Genomic DNA, 17067 nt, shown 5'->3' with positions numbered 1-17067 from the left:
GATTGCTTGGCGGCAAGTGCAGAGCGCTCTGACTGTTTGAGAAGAATTCAAGAAGGAGAGAGACGATGACCGATATCATTCGTCAGCTTGAAGCCGAACAGGCAGCAAAGATCGAAGAAAAGCGCAAGCTTCCAGATTTCCAGCCGGGCGACACGGTTCGCGTTCAGGTTCGCGTTACCGAAGGTACGCGTACCCGCGTGCAGGCCTATGAAGGCGTTTGCATTGCCCGTTCCGGCGCTGGCCTCAACGAAAACTTCACCGTTCGCAAGATTTCTTACGGCGAAGGCGTAGAGCGCGTATTCCCGGTTTACTCGCCGATCGTCGAAGGCGTTGAACTCGTTCGCCGCGGCAAGGTTCGTCGCGCGAAGCTTTACTACCTGCGTGGCCTTACCGGTAAGGCTGCCCGTATTGCTGAAAAGAAAGACAACCGTACCAAGGCCGAGCGCGAAGCCGACAAGGCTGCCGCTGCCAAGGCCGAAGCCGCCAAGGCTGCTGCTGAATAAGCTTCACAGCAATCTGTTTGAAAAAGGCGGCCTCGGGTCGCCTTTTTTATTTGCCAAATGCGACGGGCTGCGTAACATATTGCATAATTCCGCCCATATCTCGCAAGATTGTTACTGCGACACCCTGTTGCGGTTTCAGTTTCTTGACGAACCGTGATGGCGGGTGCATATGACAGCCAAAGTTAAGAACTATTCAAAGGACCTCTCGCAATGAGCGCGCCGCGTACACTTTACGACAAGATCTGGGACGACCATGTAGTGGATCAGCAGGAAGACGGAACCTGCCTCCTTTATATTGATCGCCATCTTGTGCACGAAGTGACGAGTCCGCAGGCTTTTGAAGGCCTGCGCATGGCTGGCCGCAAGGTGCGTCATCCTGAAAAGACGCTGGCCGTGGTCGATCACAATGTTCCGACCTCACCGGACCGCATCAACGGTATCAAGAACGAGGAAAGCCGCATTCAGGTCGAAGCTCTGGCCAAGAATGCTGCGGATTTCAACGTTGAATATTATTCCGAGCGTGATCGCCGTCAGGGTGTCGTGCACATCGTCGGGCCGGAGCAGGGCTTCACCCTGCCGGGCATGACCATTGTCTGCGGCGACAGCCACACCTCCACGCATGGCGCTTTCGGTTCGCTGGCGCATGGTATCGGCACCTCCGAGGTAGAACACGTTCTGGCTACCCAGACGCTGATCCAGAAGAAAGCCAAGAACATGCTCGTGCGTGTTGAGGGCGAACTGGCTCCCGGCGTCACCGCCAAGGACATCACGCTTGCCATCATCGGCGAAATCGGCACTGCGGGCGGCACCGGTTATGTGATCGAATATGCCGGTAGCGCTATTCGCTCGTTGTCGATGGAAGGCCGCATGACGGTCTGCAACATGTCGATTGAAGGCGGTGCGCGCGCTGGTCTGATCGCACCGGACGAAACGACCTTTGCCTATGTGCAGGACAAGCCACGCGCGCCGAAGGGCGAAGCGCTGGAACAGGCGATTTCGTACTGGAAGACGCTGCATTCGGATGAGGGTGCACATTTCGACAAGATCGTCGAACTGGATGCCGCTAAGATTTCGCCGGTCGTTTCCTGGGGTTCCTCACCGGAAGACGTGGTCTTCGTCACGGACATCGTTCCGAACCCGGATGAGATCAAGGACGAGACCAAGCGTGCATCCAAGTGGCGTGCTCTGGACTATATGGGCCTGAAGCCGGGCACCAAGATGACCGACATCAAGATCGATCGCGTCTTCATCGGTTCCTGCACCAATGGTCGTATCGAAGATCTGCGCGATGCGGCACGCATGGCCGCTGGCAAGAAGGTTGCGGCTGGCGTCAACGCCATGATCGTGCCGGGCTCGGGTCTCGTGAAGGAACAGGCGGAAGCTGAAGGCCTCGACAAGATCTTCATCGAAGCCGGTTTCGATTGGCGCGAACCGGGTTGTTCCATGTGCCTTGCCATGAACGACGACCGCCTTAAGCCGGGTGAACGTTGCGCTTCGACCTCGAACCGCAATTTTGAAGGCCGTCAGGGTTTCAAGGGCCGCACCCATCTCGTGTCGCCAGCCATGGCTGCCGCTGCGGCAATTGCCGGACATTTCGTCGACATTCGCGAGTGGAACTGAGGTTTCACTCCTGACGAAGCGTTTTTGAAGCGCTTCTGGAAAGATCAAACCGCCGGCTCATCCCGGCGGTTTTTCTTTGGCTGTATATTAGCAGCTTTTTCACGCTTTGATTGTAAGGAGGAATGGGGTGGCTGGCGTCTGGGAGCCTTTGACAGCCAGCACGGGGAAGAGCATCGATGAATGGAGCCGACTTTATCCTCCTGATCAACATGACCGTTTCCGGTCTGTTTGCTTTCGCATTTCTCGGCATTGCCGTTTATGCGCGGGATAATGCGGCCGCGCCTGTCTTCGCCTTCGGCTTTATTTTCGCAATGCTCTATTTCCTGACAGAGCTTGCCATGCCTTCCATTCCCAATCCCCGCCTCGGTTATATGCTCGCCTTTTCGACCTATTACCTGACATTGTCCTGTCTGGTCGTCGGTCTGGCGCGGATGTATGCCCGACCGGTGCCGTGGATTGCGCTCGGTCTGCTGACCATTGCATCTCTCGCCGCAGTCTACAGCATATATGACATTGCCCGCAGCCAGATGATCGGCATGCTGCTTTATCAGGCGCCCTATTTCCTCGTACTCCTTCTGGCAGTGTGGCTGATCCTGCGGGTGGAACGCAACGGTATCGATACCTTGATGGCGATACTGTTTGGTATCAGTGCCGTCCACTTCCTGTTCAAGCCGGTCATCGCTGTGCTGTCGGGAGGCGCGGGTGCTGAACCGGCTGATTATATCGATACGACCTATGCAATGTTCTCACAGTCAATCGGTGCTGCTCTTTCCGTCGCAGGCGGGCTGCTTCTGCTCTTGAGCCTGATGCGGGAGCTGATCGCCAATATGTTGATCCGCTCGGAAACGGACCAGCTTTCGACCTTGCTCAACCGGCGCGGTTTCGAGTTTCGCGCCGAGGCTGCAATTGAAAAGTCGAAACGCATGCGGCAGGCCTTGTCGCTTGTTCTGTGCGACATCGATCACTTCAAGGCAATCAACGACACACATGGTCATGCGCTGGGAGACCGCGTCATTGCCGCGTTCTCCGCCGAATTGCGCAAGGCAGCCAATGCCAAGGGTGGGATTGCCGCGCGTATTGGCGGCGAGGAATTCGCGATCATTCTGCCGGGCAATACGATCCAGTCCGCATGGAGATTTGCGGACAAGACCCGGCTTGTCTGTCGCGATATCCATATTCCAGGCAGGAACGGCGGGATTGAATTCACCGTGAGCTTCGGTATCGCGGAAATGGAATTCGACGATGTGTTTTCCGATCTCTACAAGCGGGCCGACGGGGCGCTTTATGAAGCGAAGAAGGGCGGGCGCAACTGCGTCCGCAGCGCTCTGCCGATATTGGTGGACGAAAACGTGGTGGAATTCCGCTCAAAGGCCGGGCGTTGAACGAATGCTATTGATAGCCGCAGCCTGCATGGTCGAGGACCGGCGTTTCCCCGCGGTCGATCCCATACATGAAAGAGCGCCCGCGCAGCACGACTGCGCTCTCGCAATTGCTGTTGGGCTTGGCGACGATATAGGCAACCGTGCGATCCCGCGGCGCGGTAATCACCGTCATGCGTTGCGGCGAAGGCAAAACTGGCTTCTGCGCCGCGCCGACCCGGATGATCTTCGCGCCATTATCCGGCATCTGGACGACAAGATTTCCCGACGCATCGACGGAGCGCATCGCTTCTTCGGCAAGCGCGGGACCGGTCAGCGCAAGGGCGCCGACGACAACCAGACCAAGTATCAGCCGTTTGCAGTTTGCCATCGTTGATCGAGCCTCATCGTGCATGATCCCAAAGAGAATGAGAACTATCTTAACTCTTTCTTTACCTTTGTCATCCGTGCTGGCTAAAATCGAACCGGTCTTCTCGTGCGCTACTGCTTCGCAGGTCGCGGGCGGAAGAGCTGGAAACGCCAAGGAACGTCCAATGACCAAAGATCATGCCGTCGATATTGCGCTCCTCCATCTGCGTGATGCCCATGAATTCGCGCCGCTGCTGGCAAGCTATGCGCAGGCCCTGAAGCGCGGCGCTCCACGCCGACCCGATGATTTTTATGCCGAACACCTGCTTCAGGATCGCGCCGCTGAAACTTTGGGGGCCAGGGTCGACGGAAATCTGGTCGGCTTCGTGATCTTCTACGATCTGCCCGAACCCGTGACGGGTCTGCGTGCAGGGCAGGTGGACCATATCTATGTGCATCACGATCATCGCGGAAAGGGCATAGCCAAGGCGCTGATCGACGTGCTTGCCGACAAGGCGGAAGAGCGCAGCTGGTCCAAGCTGGTGCTTAATGCGCCGCGCGTGCCGGAAGACGGGCGCAAGCTCTATGAACAGATTGCTACGGCTGCGGACTGGTCGAGCTATGTGATTCGATTCGGCAGTTGATTGATTTCCCAAAAGTTGATGAAATTACACATGTTTTTGCTGATTGCGGTCTTCAATCGTTTGAATGCCGCAATCACGCGAATGTGTCGCCCAGGTGCGACCAATTGTTAGTCTTTTCGTGAAAAAGCTTCTTTGACGTGATGGTAAAAGCGCAGTAGAAAGCGCCACATAGGGCCGTACGCCACGGTCCAGCCATATTTTATTGGGTCGTACCGGCGCGGGATCGTAAAGTCCGGTTCCCTGTGCTTTGGACGACGTCGAACTGAGGTTCGGGAGAACCCGCAACCTGGCTGCTTCGCTGATCTTCGTCAGCGGGGTGTGGCCGGAGAGAAACGTCAGGGAAGCCTACAGAGCCATGACACAACCGACTGTAACGCGCCAGCGTCCTTTGTCGCCGCACCTGTCCATCTACAAGCCGGTCATTACGATGACGATGTCCATCGTCCATCGCATCACGGGCGGCGCACTTTACTTCGGCACCCTGTTGCTGGCAGCCTGGCTGATTTCGGCTGCGGTCAGCGAAGAGTGCTTCAATTTCGTCAACGCATTGTTCTCGTCCTGGATCGGCCGCCTGATCCTGTTCGGCTATACCTGGGCGCTTCTGCACCATCTGGCCGGTGGCGTTCGTCACCTGATCTGGGATACGGGCGCTGGTCTTGAAAAGCATACAGCTTCGAAGATCGCCTGGGCGACCGTCGTTTTCTCTGTCATCGCCACGATCCTCGTCTGGGTCGTTGCCTATTCGGTGCGCTAAGGGGAGCTGGTTTCATGAACGGTATGAACAATGATATGCGCACCCCGCTCGGCAAGGTTCGGGGTCTGGGATCAGCCAAGGAAGGCACCGGTCATTTCTGGTATCAGCGCTTGAGCGCCGCCGCTCTTGTGCCGCTGGTCATGTTTTTCATCGGTCTGGTCATTTCGCTCAATGGCGCAAGCTATGCGGAAGTCCGGGCTGCCCTGTCGCATCCCTTCACGGCAATCGTGATGGCGCTGTTCGTTCTGACTGGCGTTTATCACATGCGTCTGGGTATGCAGGTCATTATCGAAGATTATGTGCATGGCGAAGGCATGAAGGTCGTGCTGGTGATGTTGAACACCTTCTTTGCAGCGGTGGTCGGCTTTGCCTGCATTTTTGCGATTCTCAAGCTGAGCTTCGGAGGTTGATAGCCCGATGGCTAGTGCAGTAAACAACGCGGCCGACGCTGCCGTGGCAAGCAAATATACCTATGTCGATCACAAGTTCGACGTGGTGGTGGTCGGAGCTGGCGGCGCGGGCTTGCGCGCAACGCTCGGCATGGCCGAGCAGGGCCTGAAGACGGCTTGCATCACCAAGGTTTTCCCGACCCGTTCGCATACGGTCGCAGCGCAGGGTGGCATCGCCGCTTCGCTCAAGAATATGGGCCCGGACAGCTGGCAGTGGCACATGTACGATACCGTCAAGGGATCGGACTGGCTCGGCGACACCGATGCGATGGAATATCTGGCGCGTGAAGCGCCTGCCGCCGTCTACGAACTGGAACATTATGGTGTGCCTTTCTCGCGGACGGAAGAAGGCAAGATCTATCAGCGCCCGTTCGGCGGTCACATGCAGAATTTCGGCGACGGCCCTCCGGTCCAGCGCACCTGTGCTGCTGCCGACCGTACCGGCCACGCGATCCTGCATACGCTCTATGGCCAGTCGCTCAAGAACAACGCGCAGTTCTTCATCGAATATTTCGCGCTCGATCTCATCATGACTGACGGTGTCTGCACCGGCGTCGTGGCGTGGAACCTTGATGACGGCACGATCCATCGCTTCTCGGCCAAGATGGTGGTTCTGGCGACGGGCGGTTATGGCCGTGCCTATTTCTCGGCAACCTCTGCCCATACCTGCACCGGCGATGGTGGCGGCATGGTCGCACGTGCCGGACTGCCACTGCAGGACATGGAATTCGTGCAGTTCCATCCAACTGGCATCTATGGTGCAGGCTGCCTGATTACTGAAGGCGCGCGCGGTGAAGGCGGCTATCTGGTCAATTCTGAAGGCGAACGCTTCATGGAGCGTTACGCGCCTTCTGCCAAGGATCTTGCCTCGCGTGACGTCGTCTCGCGCTGCATGACCATGGAAATCCGTGCTGGCCGTGGCGTCGGCAAGGCCAAGGATCACATCTTCCTGCATCTCGACCATCTCGATCCGGCTGTTCTGCATGAACGCCTGCCGGGTATTTCGGAATCAGCCAAGATTTTCGCAGGCGTCGATGTGACCAAGGAACCGATCCCGGTTCTCCCGACGGTTCACTACAATATGGGTGGCATTCCGACCAATTACTGGGGCGAAGTGTTGAACCCGACCGAGGCTGATCCAGACCGCGTACAGCCGGGCCTGATGGCGGTGGGTGAAGCAGGCTGCGCTTCGGTGCATGGTGCAAACCGTCTCGGCTCCAACTCGCTGATCGATCTGGTCGTGTTTGGCCGTGCAGCTGCAATCCGCGCCGGGCAGGTCATCGATCGCAAGTCGAAGATTCCGGATCTCGACGTTACCGCCTGTGACAAGATCATGGAACGCTTCGATCGTCTGCGTTTTGCCAACGGCTCCCAGCCGACCGCAGAACTGCGCGAGAAGATGCAGCGTACCATGCAAGAAGATGCCGCCGTGTTCCGTACGTCGGAATCGCTCAAGCAGGGCGTCGAACGCATGGAAAAGCTCTGGCATGAACTGCCGGACATCAAGGTCACCGACCGCTCGATGATCTGGAACTCCGATCTCGTCGAAACGCTTGAGCTGGAAAACCTGATGGCGAATGCGCTGACGACGGTTGTTTCCGCCGAAGCGCGCCAGGAAAGCCGCGGCGCCCATGCGCATGAGGATTTCCCGGATCGCAACGATGCCGTGTGGCGCAAGCACACCCTGTCCTGGCTGTCGCCGGATGGCAAGGTCAAGCTTGACTACCGTCCTGTCCACCTCGATCCGTTGACGACGGAAGAGGAAGGCGGCATCAGCCTCGCCAAGATTGCGCCGAAGAAGCGCGTTTACTAATCAAGGGAAAGAGCAATGGTTGAACTCGCACTTCCCAAGAATTCGCGCCCGCAAGAGGGCAAGACCTGGCCGCGCCCTGACGGTGCGAAGCGGGTTACCGAATTCCGTATCTATCGCTGGTCGCCGGACGACGACGCCAATCCGAGCATCGACACCTATTATGTCGATCGCGACGATTGCGGTCCGATGGTTCTGGACGGTCTGCTCTATATCAAGAACAAGATTGACCCGACCCTGACGCTGCGCCGTTCGTGCCGTGAAGGCATTTGCGGTTCCTGCGCCATGAATATCGACGGCGCAAACACGCTTGCCTGCACCAAGGGCATGGACGACATCAAGGGTGCCATCAAGGTTTATCCGCTGCCGCATATGCCGGTGGTGAAGGATCTTGTGCCGGACCTCACCAATTTCTACGCCCAGCATCGTTCCATCGAGCCATGGCTCAAGACGGTTTCGCCGGAGCCGCAGAAGGAATGGCTGCAGAGCCATGAGGACCGTCAGAAGCTCGACGGTCTCTACGAGTGCATTCTGTGCGCCTGCTGCTCGACCTCGTGTCCGAGCTACTGGTGGAACGGCGACCGATATCTCGGTCCTGCCGTGCTGCTGCAAGCTTATCGCTGGCTGATCGATAGCCGCGACGAAGCCAAGGGCGAACGTCTCGACAATCTCGAAGACCCGTTCCGGCTCTATCGCTGCCATACGATCATGAATTGTGCGCAGACCTGCCCGAAGGGCTTGAACCCTGCCAAGGCGATTGCCGAAATCAAGAAGATGATGGTCGAGCGCCGCGTGTAATCGCGGCATCGTTATCGGTTTGAATGAGGGGAAGGTGCAAACCTTCCCCTTTTTCTTGATCTGAGCTCTGGTTGCCATCGCAGAAGGCTTGATCTTTGTAGCTGCGCCGATATCTCATTTGAGAATATATCCATCGGAGACAGGGCAATCATGCTCGATCATATTGGTTTCAACATTTCCAGCATGCCCAAATCGCGAGCTTTCTATGATGCGGCACTCGCCCCGCTTGGCATAAGCCGGGCCATGGAGTTCGGCGACTGGGTGGGGTATGGCCGCAATGGCAAGCCGGAATTCTGGATCGGCAAGCAGAAGGGCGCGAAGCTCGATGGCGTGCTTCATGTGTCTTTTTCAGCGGGAACCCGCTCCGAGGTTGACCGCTTTTATGAAGCGGCCATTGCTGCCGGGGGGGCCGACAACGGCAAACCCGGCTTGCGTGCCGATTACCATCCTGATTATTACGCTGCTTTCGTGACGGACCCGGATGGGCACAATATCGAGGCTGTTTGCCACCTGCCCGAATAGAAAAGCGGGCTTGCGCCCGCTCATCATTTCCGCGTCTTGAAATTTTTCAGACCAGCTTTGCGTCCAGCGTAACCTCAATGGCGCCCAGTGCTTTCGAGAGAGGGCAGGACTGCTTGGCCTTGTTGGCGAGCGCTTCGAAATCCTCGACCGAAATGCCGGGAATAGAGGCATTGAGCGTGAGCGCGCTGCGGCTGATCTCAAAGCCACCGCCAGCTGCGGGGCCGACAGTGACTGCCGCAGTTGCTTCCAGCTTTTCCGGTGGTGTTCCGTGTTCCGTCAGGAGCGCGGAAAGCTGCATGGCAAAGCAGCCTGCGTGAGCAGCGCCCAGAAGTTCTTCCGGATTGGTGCCGGAGCGACCGCTTTCGTCCTGAAAACGAGCTTTGAAATCGTAAGGCAGGTCTTTCAGTGCACCGCTTTGCGTGTTGAGGGTGCCTTTGCCTTCCTTCAGCGTGCCTTGCCAGACGGCGGTTGCTTTTCTGTCCATGGGAAGCTCTCCTCTCGGTTGGGATTTCCGCTACCGATATAGGGCGCTTGACCACGGCTTCCAGCAATCAACCAGAACTTGGCGAGAATTCAGATAGCCTGTCCCTTCAACAAGCGCGGCGTATCGCCTGAAAGACCGGCGGCCTGCTTGATGAAGAAGGATTTCAACGCCGGTACCCGGTCTACGAGCCCCAGACCAATATCGCGGATAGAGCGGATGGCCGGGTTGTCGTTGGAGAAAAGCTTGGTCAGGATGTCCGTCGTCACACCCATCTGCACGGTATCGAAGCGACGCCAGGACTGATAACGCTCCAGAGCGGCAAATGAACCGATGTCGAGGCCGAGGCGGTCCGTTTCGACCACGACTTCGGCAATTGCGGCGGCATCCCGGAAGCCAAGATTGAGGCCCTGACCGGCAATGGGATGGATACGGTGCGCCGCATCGCCCACCAGCACGAAACGTGGCTTCACGAATTCACGTGCCAGCGTCAGACCGAGCGGGAAGGCGCGGCGCGGGCCTTCGACATGCAGGACGCCGAGACGATGCCCGAAGCGCTGTTCCAGTTCAGCCTCGAATACGAAGTCGTCTTCGCGAATGAGGCGTTCGGCATCCGATGTGCGCTCGGTCCAGACCAGTGAACTGCGATTACCCCTCAACGGAAGGATCGCAAATGGACCGGCTGGAAGAAAATGCTCATCAGCCCGGCCGCCATGCGGCAGTTCATGGGCGACATTGCACACGATGCCGGACTGGCCGTAATCCCAGTTGACCGTCTTGATGCCAGCAAGATCACGCAGGCGGGAGCGCGCACCATCTGCGGCGATCAGCAGGCGCGTTTCAAGCGTATCCCCATTGGAGAGAGTGACGGTTACTCCTTCAGGGAGAGTGTTGAAATTCTCTACGCTGGTGGCTTCGAGGAAGACAATTCCGAGCGCTTCGGCCTTATTATGGAGGGCGGTGTTGAGGACACGGTTTTCCACCATATGGGCAAAGGGTTCGCCGGGTTCGACTTCACCTTCGAAAGTGAGAAAAACCGGGCGCACGGGATCGGAAGTGCGCGAATCGGTGATGACCATTTCCGTAATGGGCTGGGCTTCGGGAAGGATTTCCTGCCAGCAGCCGAGCTGGTCAAGCATACGTGATGCAGCCGCGGCAATCGAGGAGGCGCGGGGGTCGTTCTTCCAGGCACCAGCCGGTGTACCGTCGATCACGGTGACAGAAAGATGCGGTGCCGCCGATTTGATCGCAACTGCCGTGACGAGCCCGACATAGCCGCCGCCTGCAATCACCACATCGTTACTGCGTGCTGCTTCCTGCTTCTTCCGGGCGGCCATAGTCATTTCCTTTCGAGAATCTATCTCACGATAGCATTTCCAGCAAAAGTGCGAAGCGGTTTTGCGCCAGGCAAATGCTTAGAAACAAAGAGATAGTGCGGTTCCACGATTCTGGTTTGACTGGAACCGCTCTAGCGCTGTTTTGGCATATATCGTTGTCCAAGAAACCCGATATTTTGCCGCGGTGCATGTCGGAACGCGAACTGCCGAAGCGAGATATCCGGGCCTCTGCCGATACAGCTTCTCGCGCACGGTTCTTGACAGGTTCCAATGCTCCGGCTCAAACAAGAACCCAAAGCATATATATGGTTGCAGGAGACAGGCTGTCCATGACCGATCAAGAAAAGTCCGCTGACGCTCAAACTGACGCAATGCGTGAGCTTCTTTCCATCCTCGATCTGGAAACTCTTGAGGTGGATCTGTTCCGCGGCAACAGTCCACAGGTCGGCTGGCAGCGGGTTTTCGGCGGGCAGGTAATTGGGCAGGCGCTGATCGCAGCGCAGCGCACGGTTGAGCCCGAGCGACATGTCCACTCCCTGCATGCCTATTTCGTGCGGCCCGGCGATCCAGCGATCCCGATTGTCTATGAGGTGGACCGTATCCGCGACGGATCGAGCTTCAGCACACGGCGCGTTCTGGCAAAGCAGCATGGCAAGGCCATTTTTTCCCTTTCGGCTTCGTTTCAGGTGGATGAGGGTGGGCTCGATCACCAGCTTCCCATGCCGGAAGGACTACCGATGCCTGAGCAGCTTGTCGGCGATCGCGACATCAAGGAGCAGTATCTCCATATGGCGCCGCCCAATGTGCGCAAATACTGGGAGCGGGAGCGACCTATCGAAATCAAGCCTGTCTCGCTGACCCATTATTTCTCGCGCGAGAAGCTTGAGCCTGTCCAGCATGTCTGGGTCAGGGCGCGCGGTATCGTGCCGGATGACCGGGCATTGCAGGCCGCCATTCTCGCCTATCTCTCCGATATGACGCTGCTCGATACGTCCCTGCATCCGCATGGCCGCACCATTTTCGACCGTGATCTGCAGGTTGCAAGCCTCGATCATGCCATGTGGTTTCATCGTCCATGCAGGCTGGATGACTGGTTGCTCTATACGCAGGACACCCCCAGCGCCTCCGGCGCGCGCGGTTTCAACCGGGGTGCGCTTTATACACGCGATGGCGTGCTGATCGCATCGGTCGCGCAGGAAGGGTTGATCCGCGTCCATGACAAAAAGAAGTGATTATTTTTTAATCGCGCATCAATCAGTCGATTAAAAATAAGGCATTTCGCTGCTGATTAGTAGAATGCTCGTGGTGCAAAAACCGAATCGAATGAATCACTTACGGCGTCATTCGATTCGAAATCGTAGCGGCACCACCTCTTCCATGGCCCGGAATTTCCGCATCCGGCGCACCGAATATCAGAAAATGTGCAGTTAATTTGCCAGCCAGGGCCAACTGGCACGATTTTTGTTTCTCTCTGTTTGAACCGGTCTTTCCAGCGCAGCCGCGTTTGAAGCCGCCCTTCGACGGAGAAATTCGATGCTCATAACAGGAAGAAACAAGCAAACGGCCCTTCTGGCTACCCTGCCTGCGCTCGTCGCCATGGCGGGAACGGCATTGGCACAGGACGCCGCACCGACACCAACCCTCGATACGGGCGATACGGCGTGGATGCTGACTTCAACCGCGCTTGTGTTGATGATGACTATACCGGGTCTCGCGCTGTTCTATGGCGGCATGGTGCGCAAGAAGAATGTGCTCTCCACGGTGATGCAGAGCTTCGCCATTACTTGTCTCATGTCCATTCTTTGGATGGTTGCAGGCTATTCGCTGGCCTTTACCGATGGTGGATCGCTCAACTCTTATATTGGCGGTCTTTCCAAGGCCTTTTTCTCCGGTGTCACGATGGAATCGCTGACGGGAACGATCCCCGAATATGTGTTTATCACCTTCCAGATGACTTTCGCGGTGATCACGCCCGCACTTATCGCCGGTTCGTTTGCCGAACGCATGAAGTTTTCCTCCATGCTTGTCTTCCTGACCCTCTGGCTGTTTATCGTCTATATCCCGGTCGCGCATTGGGTCTGGGGCGGCGGTTTCATGGCGTCGGATGGCGTGCTTGATTTTGCTGGCGGCACGGTCGTCCATATCAATGCCGGTGTGGCCGGTCTGGTTGCGGCTCTCATCATCGGCAAGCGCGATGGTTACGGCCACACCAATATGGCGCCGCACAATCTCGTGCTGTCGGTCATTGGTGCTGCCCTTCTGTGGGTTGGCTGGTTCGGCTTCAATGCCGGTTCCGCTGTCGGTGCCAATGCACTTGCTGGCGTCGCCATGCTCAATACGCAGGTTGCGACCGCCGGTGCAGCTCTGGCCTGGATGTTCGTGGAATGGGCGATTGCAGGCAAGCCGAGCGTGCTCGGTATCATTTCAGGCGCCGTTGCCGGCCTTGTTGCCGTTACGCCTGCCGCCGGTTTCGTCAACCCCATGGGTGCGCTCATCATCGGCATCGTGGCTGGTGCGGTCTGCTATGTGGCGGCTGTAAAGATCAAGCATGCGCTCGGTTATGACGATTCGCTCGATGCGTTCGGAGTCCATGGTGTCGGCGGCTTCGTCGGTGCGGTGCTGACCGGTCTCTTCGCCGATGCGGCGATCAACCCGGCCAGTGAAGGTGCAACCATCGGCAAGCAGTTCTTCGGTGCTGCCATCACGATTGTCTATACGGCGATCGCCACCGCGATCATTCTTTACGTGGTCAAGGCCGTCATGGGTCTGCGCCCCAGCAAACAGGCTGAGATCGAGGGCCTCGACATCGCTTTGCACGGCGAATCCGTTCAATAGAGCGGGATTGTCTCAAGAGGAAAAAGGCGCGGAAAACCGTGCCTTTTTCATTTTGTCGACAGGATTTATCTGCGGCCTGATGCATGGTTAATGAGGAATTAACCATCCCGCGACTAGGATCGGACCGATTCAATGTGCCCGGAGCATTTCCGCTCAGGGGCCAGCAAATATTTTCGGTTCGGGACAGGCTATATGCGGCAAGGATATTCGCCCTCATACCCGCTGCGTGACGAGCGGATTACGGAAGACAGGCTGAAACTGGCCAATCTCTTCCGCAGGCAGTTCTATATCCTGTTCGGATTGGGACTTCTGGCGCTCACCGGCATGGCGGTCGGCGCATTGGCGACTTGGAATGTTGCCGATCCGAGCTTCAGCCATGCGACCGACAATCCGGTAACGAATGCGCTGGGTTATCCGGGCGCAGTGTTCTCTGACATTGCCATGCAGTTTTTCGGTCTGGCGAGTGTTCCCGCGTTGCTTCCGCTCGCCGTCTGGTCGCTGCTGATGATGACACGCGGCGACATTGGCCGCGTAGCCAAGCGCAGTTTCGCGTGGCTCGGCGCTGCACTCCTGTTTGCAGCCATCGCCAGCTGCTTCGCCGTGCCGGAAAGCTGGCCGATGCCGATTGGTCTCGGTGGCGTCTTCGGCGACATGATCCTGAAGTTCCCGGGTCTTTTTCTTGGCAGTTTCCCGCAAGGCGCGATCGCTTCAGGCATTGCGCTTATCCTCGCCGTACCGGCCTTCTGGCTCTGCCTTTTCGCCAGCGGTATCATTGGGCGCGGTGTGGGGATCGTCAATCCTGCACAGCCCTCGGGCCGCCGTGGCGCTGAGGAGGATGATTTCGCAGTAGATGACGAGGACGATGAAACATCAGCCGGTGGTGGTTTCCAGCTTATGGGTGCACTCACCCATCTGGCACTGACCACGACCGCGAACTTCAAGCGCCTGACGGGGCTTGGCCGTCGTCGCCCGCGCGCGGAAGATTTCGACAATATGCGCGTTGTGCGCCGCAACGCCGAAACACGCAATGCGCCGCGCCGCGAACCCGGTTTCGGAGCGCCAGCGGCTGCTGATGACGAACCGCCTTTCGATATGGACGATATGGATGACGGCGCGCCGCTCGCCGGTCAGGAATGGCACGATGCGCCGCCGCCGCGTAGCCGAAAGGCTCGCGTGGAACAGGCCGCTCCGTCGCCGAAACCCGGTGCACGCGCCCAGCGTGAGGCGCAGCCATCCTTCCTCAAGGACAACGGCGTGTTTGAAATGCCGTCGCTGCATTTCCTTGCCGAACCGAAGCTTGTCCAGCGCGATCCGGCGCTTTCCAAGGATTCGCTGGAACAGAACGCCCGTCTGCTGGAGGGCGTGCTGGAAGATTTCGGCGTGCGTGGTGAAATCATCAATGTGAAGCCCGGTCCGGTGGTGACACTTTACGAACTGGAGCCCGCACCGGGAATCAAGTCCTCGCGCGTCATCGGTCTTGCCGACGATATCGCCCGCTCAATGAGCGCCATTGCGGCACGCGTGGCCGTCATTCCGGGGCGTAACGCCATCGGCATCGAACTGCCGAATCCGAAGCGTGAGATGGTTTATCTGCGCGAGATGCTGGCAAGTCGCGACTTCGAACAGTCGAAGGCGAAGCTGGCGCTTGCACTCGGCAAGACCATCAATGGCGAGCCGGTGATCGCCGATATCGCGAAGATGCCGCACGTTCTCGTCGCCGGTACGACCGGGTCGGGTAAGTCGGTGGCGATCAACACCATGATCCTGTCCTTGCTTTATCGCATGACACCGCAGGAATGCCGCCTGATCATGATCGATCCGAAGATGCTGGAACTCTCGGTCTATGACGGCATTCCGCATCTGCTGACGCCTGTCGTAACCGATCCCAAGAAAGCCGTGGTCGCGCTCAAATGGACCGTGCGCGAAATGGAAGACCGTTATCGCAAGATGTCGAAGGTCGGTGTGCGCAATATTGACGGCTTTAATCAGCGCGTCGGCCTTGCGCAGAAAAAGGGCGAGCCGATTGCACGTACGGTCCAGACCGGCTTTGACCGCAATACCGGCGAGGCGATTTACGAGACGGAGGAGCTCGATCTGGAGCCGATGCCATATATCGTCGTGATTATCGACGAAATGGCCGACCTGATGATGGTTGCCGGCAAGGATATCGAAGGTGCGGTGCAGCGTCTGGCGCAGATGGCCCGTGCGGCGGGTATTCATGTCATCATGGCCACCCAGCGCCCATCAGTGGACGTCATCACCGGAACGATCAAGGCCAACTTCCCGACCCGCATTTCATTCCAGGTGACGTCGAAGATCGATAGCCGAACCATTCTGGGCGAGCAGGGCGCCGAGCAGCTTCTCGGTCAGGGTGATATGCTCTTCATGGCTGGCGGTGGCCGCATCCAGCGCGTGCATGGGCCTTTCGTCGGTGACGACGAGGTGGAACGCATCGTGCAGCATCTGAAGCTTCAGGGCGTGCCGGAATATCTCGATGCCATCACCGAGGATGACGAAGACGACGAAGGTGGCAGCGGTCCGGCTGGAACCGGCAATTTGGAGGATTCCGACGATCCTTACGATCAGGCCGTGGCCGTGGTGTTGCGTGACAAGAAGGCTTCGACTTCCTACATCCAGCGCCGTCTCGGTATTGGTTATAATCGGGCTGCCTCAATCATCGAACGCATGGAAGAGGAGGGCATTGTCGGTCCGGCCAACCATGCGGGCAAGCGTGAAATTTTGGTTCCCACTGGCGACGATGATTTCTGATGGCCATACTCGCGCCCAACTGGCGGCGTAGTTAAACAGAATGATGAAAAGAGAAAGTTTGTCGATGATGTTCTCCCGTTTCTCCGCCTTCGCGAAAGCTGGTCGCCTTGCCGCCGTGCTGGGAATGGGAGCGCTTGGGCTTGGCATGACGTCGCTGGTTCTCGCTCCCGTCGCCGCGATGGCGCAGGGGGCAGGCGGCGGTGCGGCGGCACAGCAGATCGCCGATCATTTTTCATCGGTACGTACAATGACCGGCGAGTTCGTGCAGTTCGGCCCGAAGGGCGAACAGACGGGCGGCACTTTCTATATCGAGCGTCCGGGCAAGATTCGCTTCAACTACAATAATTCTCCAATCCGGGTGATTTCGGATGGCGAATCGGTCGTCATCAACAATCGCAAGCTCGATACATGGGACCTTTATCCGCTTTCGAAGACGCCCTTGAAGCTTCTGCTGGCAGATCGGATTGATCTGGGTGGGGGCCGTCTTCAGAATGTGAAGCAGGAGCCGGATATGACCACGCTGGTGCTGGGCGACAAGTCGATCTTTGGCGATTCGAAAATCACCATGATGTTCGACCCTAAATCGTACGAGCTGAAGCAGTGGACCATCACCGATGCCCAGAAGCTCGATACCACTGTCATGATCTTCAACGTGCGCAGCGGCGTGCGTTTCACCGACGATATGTTCAAGATCGACTATCAGCGCATCGCAATGAAGCGTAAAGGTCAGTAATCGTCAGTTTGTGATAGGCAAGCCGTTTGCATTTGCCGGATAAATGATTAGGTTCGCGGCATCTTTTTCGTTGCTGCGAGTCCTA

The 17067-nt window shown here is 57.6% G+C and carries 16 protein-coding genes; 13 read left to right on the top strand and 3 right to left on the bottom strand.

Going from position 1 to position 17067, the window contains the following annotated elements; genetic code table 11:
* Window positions 1-65: 65 nt before the first annotated feature.
* The 3 genes from rplS to OHI65_RS21720 all read left to right on the top strand — a co-directional run bounded on the left by rplS (window position 66) and on the right by OHI65_RS21720 (window position 3505).
* Window positions 66-503 carry a 50S ribosomal protein L19 gene (gene rplS, locus OHI65_RS21730; protein ID WP_006467977.1) on the top strand — a complete coding sequence of 146 codons (438 nt, stop codon included), beginning with the start codon at window positions 66-68 and terminating at the stop codon, window positions 501-503.
* 210 nt (window positions 504-713) lie between these two features.
* Window positions 714-2123 (top strand): 3-isopropylmalate dehydratase large subunit, encoded by a 1410-nt coding sequence (gene leuC / locus OHI65_RS21725; RefSeq protein WP_010657579.1) that lies wholly within the window; start codon window positions 714-716, stop codon window positions 2121-2123.
* Between the two features lie 176 nt (window positions 2124-2299).
* Window positions 2300-3505, top strand: a complete 1206-nt coding sequence (locus tag OHI65_RS21720; RefSeq protein ID WP_012091141.1) for a sensor domain-containing diguanylate cyclase — start codon at window positions 2300-2302, stop codon at window positions 3503-3505.
* Between the two features lie 7 nt (window positions 3506-3512).
* Here OHI65_RS21720 and OHI65_RS21715 read toward each other — a convergent pair whose 3' ends face one another.
* Window positions 3513-3872: a hypothetical protein gene (locus OHI65_RS21715; protein WP_125301624.1), complete on the bottom strand. Its 360-nt coding sequence runs from the start codon at window positions 3870-3872 to the stop codon at window positions 3513-3515.
* A 163-nt stretch (window positions 3873-4035) separates the two neighbouring features.
* Here OHI65_RS21715 and OHI65_RS21710 point away from each other — a divergent pair, with 163 nt between their 5' ends.
* The 6 genes from OHI65_RS21710 (at window position 4036) to OHI65_RS21685 (ending at window position 8827) form a co-directional block, all read left to right on the top strand.
* Window positions 4036-4494, top strand: a complete 459-nt coding sequence (locus OHI65_RS21710; protein ID WP_010657576.1) for a GNAT family N-acetyltransferase — start codon at window positions 4036-4038, stop codon at window positions 4492-4494.
* 355 nt (window positions 4495-4849) lie between these two features.
* Window positions 4850-5248, top strand: a complete 399-nt coding sequence (gene sdhC, locus OHI65_RS21705; RefSeq protein WP_010657575.1) for a succinate dehydrogenase, cytochrome b556 subunit — start codon at window positions 4850-4852, stop codon at window positions 5246-5248.
* Between the two features lie 14 nt (window positions 5249-5262).
* A complete protein-coding gene (gene sdhD, locus OHI65_RS21700) occupies window positions 5263-5658 on the top strand; it encodes a succinate dehydrogenase, hydrophobic membrane anchor protein (protein ID WP_125301626.1) in 396 nt (131 codons plus the stop codon).
* Between the two features lie 7 nt (window positions 5659-5665).
* On the top strand, window positions 5666-7510 hold the full coding sequence (sdhA, locus tag OHI65_RS21695; RefSeq protein ID WP_012091143.1) for a succinate dehydrogenase flavoprotein subunit: 1845 nt from the start codon (window positions 5666-5668) through the stop codon (window positions 7508-7510).
* Window positions 7511-7525: 15 nt separating this feature from the next.
* Window positions 7526-8305, top strand: coding sequence for a succinate dehydrogenase iron-sulfur subunit (locus OHI65_RS21690; protein ID WP_010657572.1), 780 nt, complete (start codon window positions 7526-7528; stop codon window positions 8303-8305).
* A 150-nt stretch (window positions 8306-8455) separates the two neighbouring features.
* The gene (locus tag OHI65_RS21685) at window positions 8456-8827 is read left to right on the top strand and encodes a VOC family protein (protein ID WP_264358805.1); all 372 of its coding nucleotides are present in this window, start codon (window positions 8456-8458) and stop codon (window positions 8825-8827) included.
* A gap of 46 nt (window positions 8828-8873) precedes the next feature.
* Here OHI65_RS21685 and OHI65_RS21680 read toward each other — a convergent pair whose 3' ends face one another.
* Together OHI65_RS21680 and OHI65_RS21675 are read right to left on the bottom strand one after the other, a co-directional pair.
* Complete coding sequence (locus OHI65_RS21680; protein WP_010657570.1) at window positions 8874-9311, bottom strand: OsmC family protein; 438 nt, start codon at window positions 9309-9311, stop codon at window positions 8874-8876.
* A gap of 89 nt (window positions 9312-9400) precedes the next feature.
* Window positions 9401-10645 carry a ubiquinone biosynthesis hydroxylase gene (locus OHI65_RS21675; protein WP_264358804.1) on the bottom strand — a complete coding sequence of 415 codons (1245 nt, stop codon included), beginning with the start codon at window positions 10643-10645 and terminating at the stop codon, window positions 9401-9403.
* Between the two features lie 329 nt (window positions 10646-10974).
* Between OHI65_RS21675 and tesB the strand changes: the two genes are divergently transcribed.
* The 4 genes from tesB to OHI65_RS21655 all read left to right on the top strand — a co-directional run bounded on the left by tesB (window position 10975) and on the right by OHI65_RS21655 (window position 16982).
* Complete coding sequence (gene tesB, locus OHI65_RS21670; protein WP_012091146.1) at window positions 10975-11877, top strand: acyl-CoA thioesterase II; 903 nt, start codon at window positions 10975-10977, stop codon at window positions 11875-11877.
* Between the two features lie 301 nt (window positions 11878-12178).
* Entirely contained in the window at window positions 12179-13480 is a 1302-nt protein-coding gene (locus OHI65_RS21665; RefSeq protein WP_010657567.1) for an ammonium transporter, read from the top strand.
* Window positions 13481-13672: 192 nt separating this feature from the next.
* Window positions 13673-16249 carry a DNA translocase FtsK gene (locus OHI65_RS21660; protein WP_125301634.1) on the top strand — a complete coding sequence of 859 codons (2577 nt, stop codon included), beginning with the start codon at window positions 13673-13675 and terminating at the stop codon, window positions 16247-16249.
* A 64-nt stretch (window positions 16250-16313) separates the two neighbouring features.
* Window positions 16314-16982: an outer membrane lipoprotein carrier protein LolA gene (locus OHI65_RS21655; RefSeq protein WP_029375810.1), complete on the top strand. Its 669-nt coding sequence runs from the start codon at window positions 16314-16316 to the stop codon at window positions 16980-16982.
* Window positions 16983-17067: the final 85 nt, after the last annotated feature.

This window comes from Brucella sp. MAB-22, from assembly GCF_025908475.1.
GTDB lineage: Bacteria > Pseudomonadota > Alphaproteobacteria > Rhizobiales > Rhizobiaceae > Brucella > Brucella anthropi.
Note: the sequence above shows the minus strand (reverse complement) of the source record. Positions and strands in the feature narration are given on the sequence as shown.